Origin of the sequence: Paracoccus limosus (assembly GCF_009711185.1) — a bacterium.
GTDB lineage: Bacteria > Pseudomonadota > Alphaproteobacteria > Rhodobacterales > Rhodobacteraceae > Paracoccus > Paracoccus limosus.
This window is the reverse complement of sequence record NZ_WMIF01000033.1, coordinates 1-13530: the sequence shown is the minus strand read 5'-3', so window position 1 is coordinate 13530 and position 13530 is coordinate 1. Positions and strand designations below refer to the sequence as shown.

Annotated in this window: 13 protein-coding genes; 6 read left to right on the top strand and 7 right to left on the bottom strand. The window is 66.0% G+C overall.

All coding sequences use genetic code 11. The features are described from left to right. The 4 genes from fabB to GL279_RS16850 form a co-directional block, all read right to left on the bottom strand. Nucleotides 1-1230 (bottom strand): beta-ketoacyl-ACP synthase I, encoded by a 1230-nt coding sequence (gene fabB, locus GL279_RS16865; RefSeq protein WP_155065796.1) that lies wholly within the window; start codon nt 1228-1230, stop codon nt 1-3. 36 nt (nt 1231-1266) lie between these two features. After that, nucleotides 1267-1776, bottom strand: a complete 510-nt coding sequence (fabA, locus tag GL279_RS16860) for a bifunctional 3-hydroxydecanoyl-ACP dehydratase/trans-2-decenoyl-ACP isomerase (RefSeq protein WP_155065795.1) — start codon at nt 1774-1776, stop codon at nt 1267-1269. Nucleotides 1777-1956: 180 nt separating this feature from the next. Next, a complete protein-coding gene (locus GL279_RS16855; protein WP_155065794.1) occupies nt 1957-2847 on the bottom strand; it encodes a glycosyltransferase family 2 protein in 891 nt (296 codons plus the stop codon). Beyond that, nucleotides 2844-3491: a hypothetical protein gene (locus GL279_RS16850; protein ID WP_155065793.1), complete on the bottom strand. Its 648-nt coding sequence runs from the start codon at nt 3489-3491 to the stop codon at nt 2844-2846. Before GL279_RS16850 ends, GL279_RS16855 begins: the two co-directional genes overlap by 4 nt. Before the next feature lie 220 nt (nt 3492-3711). On the opposite strand from GL279_RS16850, the gene infC reads away from it, so the two are divergent. The 5 genes from infC to GL279_RS16825 are packed head-to-tail and all read left to right on the top strand — an operon-like array spanning nt 3712 to nt 8376. Then, complete coding sequence (gene infC / locus GL279_RS16845; RefSeq protein WP_343039841.1) at nt 3712-4251, top strand: translation initiation factor IF-3; 540 nt, start codon at nt 3712-3714, stop codon at nt 4249-4251. 11 nt (nt 4252-4262) lie between these two features. Next, nucleotides 4263-4724, top strand: a complete 462-nt coding sequence (gene dut, locus GL279_RS16840; protein ID WP_155065792.1) for a dUTP diphosphatase — start codon at nt 4263-4265, stop codon at nt 4722-4724. Then, the gene (locus GL279_RS16835) at nt 4724-5851 is read left to right on the top strand and encodes a HesA/MoeB/ThiF family protein (RefSeq protein WP_155065791.1); all 1128 of its coding nucleotides are present in this window, start codon (nt 4724-4726) and stop codon (nt 5849-5851) included. Before dut ends, GL279_RS16835 begins: the two co-directional genes overlap by 1 nt. A 31-nt stretch (nt 5852-5882) precedes the next feature. After that, nucleotides 5883-7919 carry a M3 family metallopeptidase gene (locus GL279_RS16830; RefSeq protein ID WP_155065790.1) on the top strand — a complete coding sequence of 679 codons (2037 nt, stop codon included), beginning with the start codon at nt 5883-5885 and terminating at the stop codon, nt 7917-7919. Between the two features lie 19 nt (nt 7920-7938). Continuing rightward, nucleotides 7939-8376: a hypothetical protein gene (locus tag GL279_RS16825; RefSeq protein WP_155065789.1), complete on the top strand. Its 438-nt coding sequence runs from the start codon at nt 7939-7941 to the stop codon at nt 8374-8376. Between the two features lie 87 nt (nt 8377-8463). Here GL279_RS16825 and GL279_RS16820 read toward each other — a convergent pair whose 3' ends face one another. Both GL279_RS16820 and GL279_RS16815 read right to left on the bottom strand, forming a co-directional pair. Beyond that, on the bottom strand, nt 8464-10959 hold the full coding sequence (locus tag GL279_RS16820) for a GcvT family protein (RefSeq protein WP_155065788.1): 2496 nt from the start codon (nt 10957-10959) through the stop codon (nt 8464-8466). 196 nt (nt 10960-11155) lie between these two features. Then, complete coding sequence (locus tag GL279_RS16815) at nt 11156-12157, bottom strand: 2-hydroxyacid dehydrogenase (RefSeq protein ID WP_155065787.1); 1002 nt, start codon at nt 12155-12157, stop codon at nt 11156-11158. 251 nt (nt 12158-12408) lie between these two features. Between GL279_RS16815 and GL279_RS16810 the strand changes: the two genes are divergently transcribed. Beyond that, nucleotides 12409-12888 (top strand): SH3 domain-containing protein, encoded by a 480-nt coding sequence (locus tag GL279_RS16810; protein WP_425495614.1) that lies wholly within the window; start codon nt 12409-12411, stop codon nt 12886-12888. A 443-nt stretch (nt 12889-13331) separates the two neighbouring features. Here the strand turns inward: GL279_RS16810 and GL279_RS19300 are convergent. Then, the coding region (locus GL279_RS19300; protein ID WP_211371354.1) for a hypothetical protein at nt 13332-13530 on the bottom strand (199 nt) is incomplete at its 5' end.

The window sequence follows — 13530 nt, the reverse complement described above, 5'->3', positions numbered from 1 at the left end:
TTATCCGTTATATCTGGACAGCAGCATGGACCCGTTGGTCCCGCCAAAGCCAAAGGAATTGGTCATCACGGTGTCCAGACCCGCATTTTCCACCAGCCGCGTGGCAATTTCGCCGTCATGGATGGCCGGGTCCAGCGTCTCGACGTTGATCGAGGGCGCGATGAAATCGTTTTGCAGCATCAAGAGGCAATAGATCGCCTCTTGCGCGCCGGTGGCGCCCTGGCTGTGGCCGGTCATCGACTTGGTCGAGGAAATCAGCGGCGTCGAGCCCTCGCCAAAGACGCGGCGGACGGCCTGAACCTCGCCGACATCGCCCACGGGGGTCGAGGTGCCATGCGCGTTGATATAGCCGACCTTGCGGCCCTGCGGCAGCGTTTCCAGCGCCAGACGCATCGCGCGCTCGCCGCCCTCGCCCGAGGGGGCGACCATGTCATGCCCGTCCGAGGTCGCGGCATAGCCGGTGACTTCGGCATAAATCTTGGCGCCGCGGGCTTTCGCGTGCTCCAGCTCTTCCAGAACCAGAATGCCGCCGCCGCCGGAAATCACGAAACCGTCGCGGCCCGCGTCAAAGGCGCGCGAGGCCTTTTCCGGCTGGTCGTTGAACTTGGAGGACATGGCGCCCATTGCATCGAACAGGCAGCTGAGCGTCCAGTCCAGTTCCTCGGCGCCGCCCGCAAACATCACGTCCTGACGGCCCATGGCGATCTGTTCAGCCGCATTGCCGATGCAATGCAGCGAGGTCGAGCAGGCCGAGGTGATCGAATAGTTCACGCCCTTGATCTTGAACGCCGTCGAGAGGTTCGCCGAGATGGTCGAGGACATGCATTTGGGCACCGCGAACGGCCCGATCCGCTTGGGCGAACCCGAGCTGAGCACCGTCTGATGCGCGGCAAACATCGACGAGGTCGACGGGCCGCCCGAGCCGGCAATCAGCCCGGTGCGCGGATTGACCACCTCGGCCTCGGTCAGGCCGGCATCGGCGATGGCCTGGGTCATGGCGATATAGGCATAGGCCGCGCCCGGACCCATGAAGCGCAGCACGCGCTTGTCGACATGCTCCTTGATGTCGAGCTTGACGGCGCCCGCCACCTGGCTGCGAAAGCCGTATTCCTTCATGTCCTCATTGGCGGTGATGCCGGATTTTCCGGCCTTCAGCGAGGCGAGGACCTCGACGGCGTCGTTTCCGATGCTGGAAACGATCCCGAGTCCTGTGACGACGACGCGGCGCATGGGCGTTCTCCTGAAATCAAAGGAATTGGGGCGATGTCAGCTTTCCGACAGCGCGACCTTCATATCCTTGACCTGATAGATGGTTTCGCCATCGGCCTCGACGCGGCCATCGGCCACGCCCATGGTCAGCCGACGGGTCTGCACGGCCTTGGCGAAATCCACGTAATAGCGCAGCATCTTGCGGTCGGGCCGCACCATGCCGGTCAGCTTGACTTCGCCGACGCCAAGCGCATAGCCGCGCCCCTGCCAGCCGCGCCAGCCCAGATTGAAGCCGGTCAGCTGCCACAGACCGTCCAGACCCAGACAGCCGGGCATGATCGGGTTACCGGGGAAGTGGCAGGCAAAGAACCACAGATCCGGGGTGATGTCGAACTCGGCCACGACATGGCCCTTGCCATGGGCGCCGGCATCGGCCGAAATCTCGGTGATGCGGTCCATCATCAGCATGGGCGGCTCGGGCAGTTGCGCATTGCCGGGGCCGAACAACTCGCCACGGGCGCAGGCCAGCAGATCTTCCTTGTCGAAGCTGGTCCGGGTCATCGTCATGCGCGTCTGCTCTCCCTCGCTGCGGTTTGGCGTGCTTATGACCGGCGCGTCGGGAAAAACCCGGCACGCTGATCTTTGCAACGGTCTATCATTCCGGCCGGTCGGGGCGCAAGTGCCCCACCGGGGCCGGAAATCACCGCCGGGCGCGCTGGTGGGCAGGGGCGGCGACGGGGGCGGGGATCAGAACCATTGGCCCGGCTCCATCAGGCCAAAGTCCATCAGCTGCTGCGAATGCCAGCGGAACGGATGCGAGTTGCGCCAGGCGAAGGTCTGGATGCGCCGGCGCGAGCCGGGGTTGCGCACCAGTGCCTTGGCGACCCGGAACGAGGCCACCGCCGCCGTCAGATTGTGGTGCCACGGGCAGGAATAGGTGTTGTATTCCTCGACGTCGAACCGGTGATCGGGCAGCAGGCGCAGGCCGGGCTGGCTGCGAAACAGCGCGATGCGGTCGATGCGGCGGCGGTCGGGGGCGACGTGTTCTTCGAAGCGCCAGCGCAAGCCGCCATGGAAATCCAGCTGCCGCTCCAGGGCCATGCCGTTGCGGTCCATCCGGCCAAGCGCGTAATAGCCGGCGCGGTCGAACATCGCCTCGTTCATGCTGACGGCATCGGGAAAGCGGTTCAGGTCGGGGGCGTAAAGATCGACCACATAGGTCAGCATGCTGCGCCGCCGTTCCTCGGTGTGAAAGGCCAACATCTCGCCGACGGTGCGCGATTCCGAGAACGGGTAGAACAGGAACTCGGCATTGTAGCCGTAATAGAGCCACGTGTTTTCCGGCACCGCCGCCAGCACGGCATTCACCGCCTCGACATGGGCCTGCGGGCGGCGGGTGTCATAGCGCAGATTGGCCACGCGCTCGGCCGCCTCGGGCGGGATGTGATGGGCGGGCAGGGGTTCGGGCGACAGCGCAAGGATCAGGCGAAAGCCGCATTTCAGGTGATGGGCCAGCGTCGGGCCGACCGCCACCGCATCCTCGATCAGCAGGATGGCGATCGGGCCCTTGATCAGCCGGTCGGGCGAATCCTTGAGAAATTCGGCCAGCGTCGGATGCAGTTCGGGGCGGGCGGTCATGGCAGCTCCGACTTGATCTGTTCCAGCAGCGACGGCAGCCGGGCCGGGTCGCTGGCAGTGGCTTGCAGCGCCTGCGTCAGTTCGGCCTTGCGGGCGTCGGGCAGAGACGAGGCGGCGATGATCGCGGCGACCCGCGCCGGATCGAAGCCTTGCAGGGTCAGCGCGGAGTCGATCTCGCCGGCCTGCGCGGCGGCGCTGTCGGCCAGCCGGTTGGCATGGGCGGCCTGCGCGGCGGCCTGCGTCGCGACATGGGCAGCCGCCTCGGCCTCGGCCGGGCTGGCGGTCTCGGCGCTGGCGGCGGCTGCGGCATCGGCGGCGCGGTCGGCGGCGGCAATGGCGGCCTCGGCTGCGGCTTGGGCCTGGGCTGCGGCATTGTTGGCGGGGGCGATGGTGGCCGAATCGGCGGCGGCCGAGGCGTCGGCGGCCGCATCCGCCTGCGCGCCGGCCTGTTCGGCGGCCTGCGCCTTTTGCGCCTCGACCTTGGCGTCGGTGGCTGGCGCGGGCTTGGCGGGTGCCGGGACGGGGGCCTGCGCCTGCGTGGGGCCGTTCCAACCTGCCCAGTGCCAGCCTGTCCCGCCTTGCAGCCAGACATATCCGCCGCCGAGCAGGGCGGCCACCAGAAGAACAGCCAGCAGGATCCGCATGAGATGCTCCGTTGCCCGGGGTCACGTGACCCTCTCTATGGCAAAGCCGGCGGTTGTGGTAAAGCGCCCGCAGCCCGCAGTTTCAACTATGCCGAGAACCGCGGCAAAGCCCCGGCCAAGCTGCGGCAATAGGCCTGCCTTTGCGCGAATCCGGTTGAAAAACGGGGTTCGCGGCACTATCTAACCGGCCAAAACCTACGGCCATTGAAGGAAGACAGCCATAGCCCGCAGACCGCATAACGCTCCGCCGACCCGTGACACCGGCCCCCGCGTCAACGAACGCATCCGCGTCGCCGAAATCCGCCTGATCGGCGCAGATGGCGAGAATGTCGGCGTCGTGACCCCCGCCAAGGGGCTGGAGATGGCACAGGAAGCGGGGCTGGACCTCGTGGAAATCTCGCCCAATGCCGTGCCCCCGGTCTGCAAGATCATGGACCTCGGCAAGTTCAAATATGAACAGCAAAAGCGTGAGGCCGAGGCCCGCAAGAAGCAGAAGATCATCGAAATCAAGGAGATCAAGTTCCGTCCCGGGACCGATACCCATGATTACGACGTCAAGATGCGCTCGGTCATGAAGTTTCTCGACGAGGGCGACAAGGTCAAGGTGACCCTGCGCTTTCGTGGCCGCGAAATGGCACACCAGTCGCTGGGTCTTGAGCTGCTGAACCGCGTGGCCGCCGATGTCGGCGACGCTGGCAAGGTGGAATCGATGCCCAAGCTGGAAGGGCGTCAGATGGTCATGATGATCGCTCCCAAGTAACAGGCAGGGTGATGGCAGCCGAAGTGACGATTCTGGTTCTGCGTGAACCGGGCGCGGATGCCGCGCTGCCTTTGCCCGAATATCAGACTGCGGGGGCGGCTGGTGCCGACCTGCGCGCCGATCTGGGCGGGGCCGAGCTGGAGCTGGCGCCCGGCCAGATCAAGCTGGTGCCGACGGGGCTGCGCGTGCAGATCCCCGAGGGCTATGAAATGCAGATCCGCCCGCGCTCCAGTCTGGCGCTGAAACATGGCGTGACGCTGCCCAATACCCCCGGCACCATCGACAGCGATTATCGCGGCCCTCTGGGCGTCATCATGATCAATCTGGGCACCGCGCCCTATGTCCTGCAGCATGGCGAGCGGATCGCGCAGGCGGTGATCGCGCCGGTGACGCGCGCGGCCTATGTCATCGCCGAGGCGCTGGACGACACCGCGCGCGGCGCAGGCGGTTTCGGCTCGACCGGGCGCGGCTGATGCCCTTCGTCGTTGCCGGGCTGCTGATGTGGTTGACCCGGGGCTGGTGGCTGTTCGGTCTGGGCGCGGCGCTGGGGCTGCTTTGGCTGATGCGCCTGCGCGGCTGGGCGCTGTTTCTGGCCGGAGTGCTGATCTGGCTGGCGGTGACGGTGGCGGTCTATCGTGATCCGCAAGGCGATTTCGCAAATATCGTGCAATGGTCATGGCCCACGCTGCTGTGGGTGCTGGTGCTGGGGCTTGCGGGGCTGGCTGCAACGCGGCTGTTGCAGGCGCTGCACCGGCGCAGCGCCGCGCGGCTGGCCGATGCGCCGGGGATCGTGCCGGCCCGTCCCGCCGCGCCGCAGGCTGCCTCTGCCCAGGACGACGGGCTGGACCGCTATGCCCGCCATATCGTCCTGCGCGAGATCGGCGGTCCGGGGCAGGCGGCGCTGAAGCGCGCGCGGGTGCTGGTCGTCGGTGCGGGCGGGCTGGGGGCTCCGGTCTGCCTGTATCTGGCGGCGGCCGGGGTCGGGCGCATGACGCTGGCCGATGATGACCGCGTCAGCCTGTCGAACCTGCAACGCCAGATCGTCTTTCGCACCGCCGATGCCGGCCGGCCCAAGGCCGATGCGGCCCGCGATGCCATGCGCGCCCTGAACCCGCTGGTCGAGATCACGCCGCTGAACCGCCGTGTGACGCAGGCCGATGCCGAGCTGATCGGCCAGCATGATCTGGTGATCGACGGCAGCGACAGCTTTGCCACCCGTCAGGCGATCAACGCCGCCTGCGTCGCCGCCGGCGTGCCGCTGATCGCGGGCAGCATCGCGCAATGGGAAGGCCAGCTGACCATCTGGGACCCGGCGCGGGGTGCGCCCTGCATGGCCTGCATTTTCCCCGAAGCGCCGGTGCAGGGGCTGGCCCCGGCCTGTGCCGAGGCGGGCGTGGTCGGTCCGTTGCCGGGCGTCATCGGCAGCATGATGGCGCTTGAGGCGATCAAGCTGATCACCGGCGCGGGCGAGCCGCTGCGCGGGCGGATGCTGATCTTTGACGGGCTTTATTCCGAAAACCGGGTGATGAAAATTTCGCGACGGGGGGATTGCCCGGTCTGTTCCGGGGCCGGCGGCTCTGGACATTTCCGGCAGGGGTGAAACACTCGGCCGCAACCGAAAGGATGCTGCCATGAACCCTGAACTGACGCATTGGACCGGGCCGCTGGGCCTGCCGCGTTTCGACCTGATCCGCGACGAGGATTTCGCCCCCGCCTTCGACGCCTGCCTGAAACTGGCCGAGGACGCGGTCGAGGCCATTGCCGCCAATCCCGAACCGCCCAGCTTTGCCAATACCGTGGCGGCGCTGGAAACGGCCGAAGAGCCGCTGAACCGCCTTTGCGCGGTGTTCTTTACCCTGACCGGCGTCGATTCCAACCCGGCGCGCGAGGCGTTGCAGCGCCAGATCGCGCCGCGTCTGGCGGCGCACGGATCAAAAACCAGCATGGACCCGCGCCTGTTCGACCGGGTCGAGGCAATCTTTCAGGACCGCGACGATCTGGACCCGCAGGCCCGCCGCCTGACCGAGCTGACGCTGCGCGGGCTGCGCCGCTCGGGCGCGGGGCTGACGGGCGAGGCGCGGGCGCGCATGGCGCAGATCCGTGAACGTCTGGCGGTGTTGTCGACCGATTTCGCGCAGAACGTGCTGACGGATGAACGCGATTTCGTGCTGCCGATCGCCGATGGCCGGCTGGCGGGCCTGCCCGACTGGCTACTGCGCAGCATGCGGGCGGCGGCGCGCGAACGCGGGCAGGCGGGGCAGGTGGTGACGCTGAACCGCTCGTTGATCGTGCCGTTTCTGGAATATGCCGAGGATCGGGCCCTGCGCGAAACCGCATGGCGGGCCTGGACCGCGCGGGGCGATGGGTCGGGCGCGGGGGGCGCGAAAACCGACAACCGCCCGCTGGTGGCCGAGATTTTGGCCCTGCGCCACGAGCGCGCCACGCTGCTCGGCTATGCCGATTTCGCCAGCTACAAGCTGGAGCCTGAGATGGCCGGCAAGGCCGAAAACGTCGAGGCGCTGCTGCATCAGGTCTGGAGCCCGGCCAAGGCGCGGGTCGGGGCCGATGCCGAACGCTTTGCGCAGATGCTGCATGACGACGGCATCAACGGCGCGCTGGAGCCCTGGGACTGGCGCTTCTATGCCGAGCGCCGCCGCAAGGCCGAGCACGATCTGGACGAGGCCGAAGTCAAGCCCTACCTGACGCTGGAGGCAATGATCGGCGCCGTCTTTGATACTGCCAGCCGCCTGTTCGGGCTGGAGTTCCGCGAATTCGATGCGCCGCTGTGGTCGCCCGAGGTCCGCGCTTGGGAAATTACCCGCGGCGGCAAGCAGATGGCGGTGTTTCTGGGCGATTACTTTGCCCGGCCCAGCAAACGCTCGGGTGCGTGGTGTTCCTCGTTGCAGCAGCAGCACCATATCGGCGCCGGCCAGCGCGCCATCGTGACCAATGTCTGCAACTTTACCCCGCCCGAGGAACAGGGCGCGCCGGCCTATCTGTCCTGGGACGATGCACATACGCTGTTCCATGAATTCGGCCACGCGCTGCACCATATCCTGTCGGATGTGGCCTGGCCCTCGATCTCGGGGACTTCGGTGGCGCGCGATTTCGTCGAACTGCCCAGCCAGCTTTACGAGCATTGGCTGGAACAGCCCGAGGTGCTGGACCGTCACGCCCGCCATGTCGGCACGGGCGAGCCGCTGCCGGCCGGGCTGCGCGACCGCATCTTGGCCGCGCGCAATGCCGATCAGGGCTTTGCCACCACCGAATATCTGCAAAGCGCGCTGGTGGATCTGGCCTTTCATACCGGCGCCCCGCCCGCCGATCCGATGGCACGGCAGGCCGAGGTGCTGGCCCAGCTGGGCGCGCCGGCTGCGATCCCGATGCGCCATGCCACGCCGCATTTCGCGCATGTGTTCTCGGGCGACGGCTACAGCTCGGGGTATTACAGCTACATGTGGTCCGAGGTGATGGACGCCGATGCCTTCGACGCCTTTCTGGAACAGGGCTCAGCCTTTGATCCGGCCACCGCTGCCCGGCTTGAGGAATGGATCCTGTCAAAGGGCGATTCCCGACCTGCCGATGAACTTTGGTTGAAATTCAGGGAACGAAAACCGGGGGTTCACGCTTTGTTGAAAGGACGTGGCCTTTTGGCCGACGCTTCCTGACACAACCGGGAGAACTCACATGCCAAAGACAAAGCTGCTTCTTGCCATCGCGACCATTGCCGGGCTGGGCGCGGTTGCGGCCTGCGATCAGATTGCGCCCCAGCCGCCCGAGCCGACCCCCGGGCCGGCTGCGCAGTCCAGCGCGCTGAATGGCACCTACAACCTGCTGGAATCGCGCTGCGGCGATCCGACCAGCGACAAGTCGCTGGTGATCGACGGCAACAAGTTCATGTTCCCGGCCGCGACCTGCACCGTGGTCAGCGCCGAGCCGCAGGTGAACCGCACCCGGGTCACGCTGGCCTGTTCCGGCTCGCCCGCCGCCGGCAACCGCGTGGTGGATCTGCAAAGCCGGCCCGATGGCAGCCTGCGCATGACCGAAGACACGATCACGCTGACCTATCGCCAATGCATGAAGGCCAGCGCCAGCACCGACTCGCTGGTCGGCCAGACGATGTGAGCCCCGGCGATGTGACCGCCACGGGCGGCGCGAAAATGACAGGGCCCGCGAAACGCGGGCCCTTTTTCGTTGTGGTGGAGGACGGGATCAACCGTCGATGCGGATGACCTTGTTTTCCGGATCGTAGGGGCTGTCCTCGGTGACGACGGCATCCCACAGCTGGCGCTGCATGCGCACCTTCAGCTTGGTGCCCGGCTCGGCCAGATCGGGACGGACATAGCCCATGCCGATGGACTTGCCGAAGGCGACCGCGTAACCGCCCGAGGTCAGACGGCCGATCTTGGTCGTGCCATCCGCGGTGTAAAGCGCCTCGCGGCCCCAGGGATCGGCATCCGCCGGCCCGTCGATCAGCAGGGTGCAGCATTTGCTGCGCACGCCCTTGTCCAGCATCGCCTGCTTGCCGTTGAACTCTTTGTCCAGATCGACAAAGCGGTCCAGCGCGGCTTCCAGCGGGGTCGCATCGCGGCCCAGTTCGGTGCCGAAGGCGCGGTAGGATTTTTCCTGACGCAGCCAGTTCTGCGCACGGGCGCCGACCAGTTTCAGGCCGTGCTTTTCACCAGCGGCGACCAGCTGATCCCAGAGGTAGCGGCCGAATTCGATCGGGTGATGCAGTTCCCAGCCCAGCTCGCCGGTATAGGCGACGCGGATGGCGCGGACCGGACACATGCCCAGCTCGATGTTGCGCATCGACAGCCACGGGAAGCGCTTGTTGCCCAGCACTGTTTCCGGGTTCGCATCCCGCACGATCTCGTTCAGGATCTTGCGGCTGTTCGGGCCGGCGATCGCGAACACACCCCATTGCGTGGTGATGTCCTGGATGATGACCTGACCGAATTCGCCTTCCATTTCTTCGGCCGATTTGCGCAGGAAATCGGCGTCGTAATCGGTCCATGCACCGGCCGAGATCAGGTAGTAGTCATCCTCGGCCAGACGCACGATGGTGTATTCGGTGCGGGTGGTGCCGGCTTCGGTCAGCGCATAGGTCAGGTTGATCCGACCGACCTTGGGCAGCTTGTTGGTGGTGAACCAGTCGAGGAACGCGGTCGCGCCCTTGCCGTAGACCCGGTGCTTGGTAAAGGCCGAGGCATCGATCAGGCCCGCGGTGTTGCGGATCGCATCGGCTTCTTCCTTGGCATATTGCCACCAGCCGCCGCGACGGAAACTGCGGGCAGCGTGATCGTCAAAGCCGATCGGGGCGTAATAGTTGGGACGCTCCCAGCCGTTGACCTGACCCATCTGGGCGCCAGCGGCGATCTGGCGGTCATAGGCAGGCGCGGTGCGCAGCGGACGGGCAGCTTCGCGTTCCTCGTCGGGGTGGTGCAGAATGAAGACGTGCTCGTAGGATTCTTCGTTCTTTTTCACCGCATATTCGGTGGTCATCCATTGGCCGAAGCGGCGCGGATCCAGCGAGGCCATGTCGATTTCGGCTTCGCCCTGGGTCATCATCTGCGCCAGATAGTGGCCGACGCCGCCGGCGGCGGTGATGCCGAAGCTGAAGCCCTCGGCCAGCCACATGTTGCGCAGGCCCGGCGCCGGACCGACCAGCGGGTTGCCGTCGGGGGTGTAGCAGATCGGGCCGTTGAAGTCGTCTTTCAGACCAACCGTTTCCGAGGACGGCAGACGGTGGATCATCGACATGTATTCTTCTTCGATGCGCTCCAGATCCAGCGGGAACAGGTCGGCACGGAAGCTGTCGGGCACTTCGTAGGGGAAGCGGGCAGGGGCGCCGGCCTCATAGGGGCCAAGGATCCAGCCGCCGCGTTCTTCGCGGACATACCATTTCGCATCGGCGTCCCGCAGAACCGGGTGCTCGGGGTTGCCGGCGGCGCGCCACGCGGCCAAGGCAGGGTCGACCTCGGTCACGATGAACTGGTGCTCGACCGGGATCGCCGGGATCTTGATGCCCAAGAGGCGCGCGGTGCGCTGTGCGTGGTTGCCGGTGGCGGTCACGACATGCTCGGCGCGGATTTCGAACAGCTCACCCGAACCGACGAGGTTGCCGCCCTTTTCGACCATCTTCTCGCAGGTGACGATCCACTCTTCGCCGGTCCATTTGTAACCGTTGACCTGGATCTTGCGCTCGATGGTGGCACCCGCCATGCGGGCGGCGCGGGCCATCGCCTGCGTCACGTCGGCGGGGTTGATGTAACCGTCGGTCGGGTGGAACAGCGCGCCCTTCAGACCGTCGATATTGACCAGCGGCCAGCGTTCCTTGATCTGGGCCGGGGTCATGAATTCATGCGGGATGCCGACGGTTTCGGCGGTCGAGGAATACAGGTGGTATTCGTCCATCCGCGCATCGGTCTGTGCCATGCGCAGGTTGCCGCAGCGGGTGAAACCGGCGTTCAGCCCGGTTTCGGCTTCCAGCCCGGCGTAAAGCTTGACTGAATAGTCGTGGATATGGGTCGTGGCATAGCCCATGTTGAACAGCGGCAGCAGACCGGCGGCATGCCAGGTCGAGCCGGCGGTCAGCTCGTCGCGCTCGACCAGCATCGTATCCCAGCCGGCACGGGCAAGATGCAGCGTGATGCCGCAACCAACGGCGCCGCCTCCGACCACCAGGGCCTTCACATGGGTTTTCATGGCAAGCGACTCCTTTTCGCGCGTGAGCTACCTTGGGCGATTTCTGACAGTTCGCCCCGGCCAAGGCCGAGATTCCGCGACATATTGCTGGCAAAAAACGACATGACGCATTTCACCGATGCTTCGGACGCATCCGGTCCTGCGTCAAGGGGGTGATGGGATGCGAACGCCCCGGAAAGACCGGGGCGTGGGCGGGTTACAGCATCGAGGGCACGACCAGATCCGGTGGCCGGTGGCCGTCCGAGAAGGTCTTGATATTGATCAGGACTTTTTCGCCCATCTCGGTGCGCCCCTCGATCGTGGCCGAACCCATATGCGGCAGCAGCACGACATTGGGCAGCTCGCGCAGCCGGGGGTTGATCTCGTGCCCATGTTCGAACACGTCAAGCCCGGCGCCGGCGATCTCGCCCGCGCGCAGCATCCGCGTCAGGGCGTTTTCGTCGATCACCTCGCCGCGCGAGGTGTTGATCACCACCGCCGTCGGTTTCAGCAGCTTGAGCCGGCGCGCGTTCAGCAGGTGAAAGGTCGAGGGTGTATGCGGCGCATTCACGCTGACGATGTCCATGCGCGCCAGCATCTGGTCGAGGCTTTCCCACCATGTCGCTTGCAGATCGGCCTCGACCTCGGGGCGCAGCCGGCGGCGGTTGTGGTAATGGACCTGCATGCCAAAGGCATTGGCGCGCCGGGCCACGGCCTGACCGATGCGGCCCATGCCGAGGATGCCCAGACGCCGGCCGCCGACCCGCCCGCCCAGATGCGAGGTCGGGGCCCAGCCGCCCCAGCGGCCGGTCTGCATTTCGGCCATGCCCTCGGGCATGCGCCGCGTCACGGCGAGAATCAGCGCCATGGTCATGTCGGCGGTGTCCTCGGTGACGACGCCGGGGGTGTTGGTGACCAGAACGCCGCGCTGCCGGGCCGATTGCACGTCAATGTGATCGACGCCGGCGCCATAGTTGGCGATCAGCTTCAGCCGCTCGCCGGCCTGCGCCAGCATGTTGGCGTCGATCCGGTCGGTCACGGTCGGCACCACCACGTCCGAAACGCGCATGGCCGCCGCCAGCTCGTCGCGGGACATGCGGTGGTCGTCGCTGTTCAGCGTCACGTCGAACAGCTCGGACATGCGGGTCTCGACCGCTTCGGGCAGACGACGAGTCACCGTGACCTTCAGGCGCGCACGGGACGGATCGGCAACTGGCATGGCTCTCCCCTCATCCTGCGCCGTCCGCTCTTTCCAATGCGGGCGGCTTTTGGCAAAGTGCCCGCGTTGCGGGGCGGGCACAAGACCCCGACAAGGCAGGACGGACCATGATCTATCGACGGCTTTGGGGGGCACGGCCCCGGCTTTGGGCCGGGCTGGCCATTGCGGCTTTGGCGCTGTGCACCGTCGGCGCGGTGCGGGCGCAGTCCACCGATCCGGGCGAAAACCTGGATGCCAAGGAAATCCCCGGCATGTCGGCCGATGCCGAGATCAGCCGCAATCCCGATGGCAAGCAGGATCCGACGCGGGGCTCGGTCACCAACCTGCCGCTGCCGCGCTATGTCAGCCTGAAGGGCAGCGAGGGCAACGCCCGGCGCGGCCCCAGCCTGTCGCATCGCATCGACTGGGTGTTCCGCCATGCCGGCATGCCGCTGCGGGTGGTGGCCGAGTTCGGGCATTGGCGCCGGGTCGAGGATCAGGACGGCGCCGGCGGCTGGGTGCACTATTCGCTGCTGTCGGGCGTTAGGACAGCCCTGGTGCAAAAGGATATGCTGGAGCTGCTGACCCGGCCCGAAGAGCATGCCAATGTCGTCGCCCGTGCCGAGGTCGGCGCTATCGTGCGGCTGCATGAATGCACCAAGGATTGGTGTCGGATCTCGGGCGGCGGCGAAAAGGGCTGGGTGCCCAAGTCCGCGATCTGGGGCGTCGATCCCGACGAGCTGCGCGACTAGGGGGCGCGCGCATCCACGGACTTGGTGCATGGATGGGGCTTGGAAGGCTTTTTGTCTTGGCATTGCGATCCGTCGGAACTGCGCGATTTTGTTTGGAAGCCTCTCGAAATGGTTGCGCCTGCGGTAGATCGTGGCATCGATTGAACGCTGAACGCTGAACGCTGAACGCTGAACGCTGAACGCTGAACGCTGAACGCTGAACGCTGAACGCTGAACGCTGAACGCTGAACGCTGAACGCTGAACGCTGAACGCTGAATCTTCGGGCCTTCTGGATCGGAACACGGACCCGCCCGCTCGTGCGGCGATCCGCTTGAGAATGGCACGGGCGTCGTAGCCATGATTGGAGACCACGTCACGCGGCGAGGAGCGGTGGTGAGTAGTACGCTCACCGCCGCTTTGACCAAGGCCTGCCACAGCACCATTGGCAGCCCGCGATGGTCGGTCATGGCGCGCGATCTTGGTGCTCGATCCGCCACGAGAGCGACCGATGGCGTGATCTCCGCTCCTCTTTTTTCCTAGGTTCCAGACCCATTGATTTCAGGTTTTTGGCGTGATTCAGGCTCTGCAAGGAGACTGACCGATGAGCAATCTTTACTGGCTTTCCGAGGCCCAGATGGAGCGCCTCAAGCCTTTCTTTCCGA

What these genes read in the sequence shown, in the direction of transcription:
- GL279_RS16855 (WP_155065794.1), bottom strand. Translation starts at nt 2,847, where the DNA reads ATGACCGCCCGCCCCGAACTGCATCCGACGCTGGCCGAATTTCTCAAG.
- GL279_RS16835 (WP_155065791.1), top strand. Translation starts at nt 4,724, where the DNA reads ATGCCCTTCGTCGTTGCCGGGCTGCTGATGTGGTTGACCCGGGGCTGG.
- fabA (WP_155065795.1), bottom strand. Translation starts at nt 1,776, where the DNA reads ATGACGATGACCCGGACCAGCTTCGACAAGGAAGATCTGCTGGCCTGC.
- GL279_RS16820 (WP_155065788.1), bottom strand. Translation starts at nt 10,959, where the DNA reads ATGAAAACCCATGTGAAGGCCCTGGTGGTCGGAGGCGGCGCCGTTGGT.
- GL279_RS16810 (WP_425495614.1), top strand. Translation starts at nt 12,409, where the DNA reads ATGTCGGCCGATGCCGAGATCAGCCGCAATCCCGATGGCAAGCAGGAT.
- fabB (WP_155065796.1), bottom strand. Translation starts at nt 1,230, where the DNA reads ATGCGCCGCGTCGTCGTCACAGGACTCGGGATCGTTTCCAGCATCGGA.
- GL279_RS16830 (WP_155065790.1), top strand. Translation starts at nt 5,883, where the DNA reads ATGAACCCTGAACTGACGCATTGGACCGGGCCGCTGGGCCTGCCGCGT.
- GL279_RS16850 (WP_155065793.1), bottom strand. Translation starts at nt 3,491, where the DNA reads ATGCGGATCCTGCTGGCTGTTCTTCTGGTGGCCGCCCTGCTCGGCGGC.
- GL279_RS16825 (WP_155065789.1), top strand. Translation starts at nt 7,939, where the DNA reads ATGCCAAAGACAAAGCTGCTTCTTGCCATCGCGACCATTGCCGGGCTG.
- GL279_RS16815 (WP_155065787.1), bottom strand. Translation starts at nt 12,157, where the DNA reads ATGCCAGTTGCCGATCCGTCCCGTGCGCGCCTGAAGGTCACGGTGACT.
- dut (WP_155065792.1), top strand. Translation starts at nt 4,263, where the DNA reads ATGGCAGCCGAAGTGACGATTCTGGTTCTGCGTGAACCGGGCGCGGAT.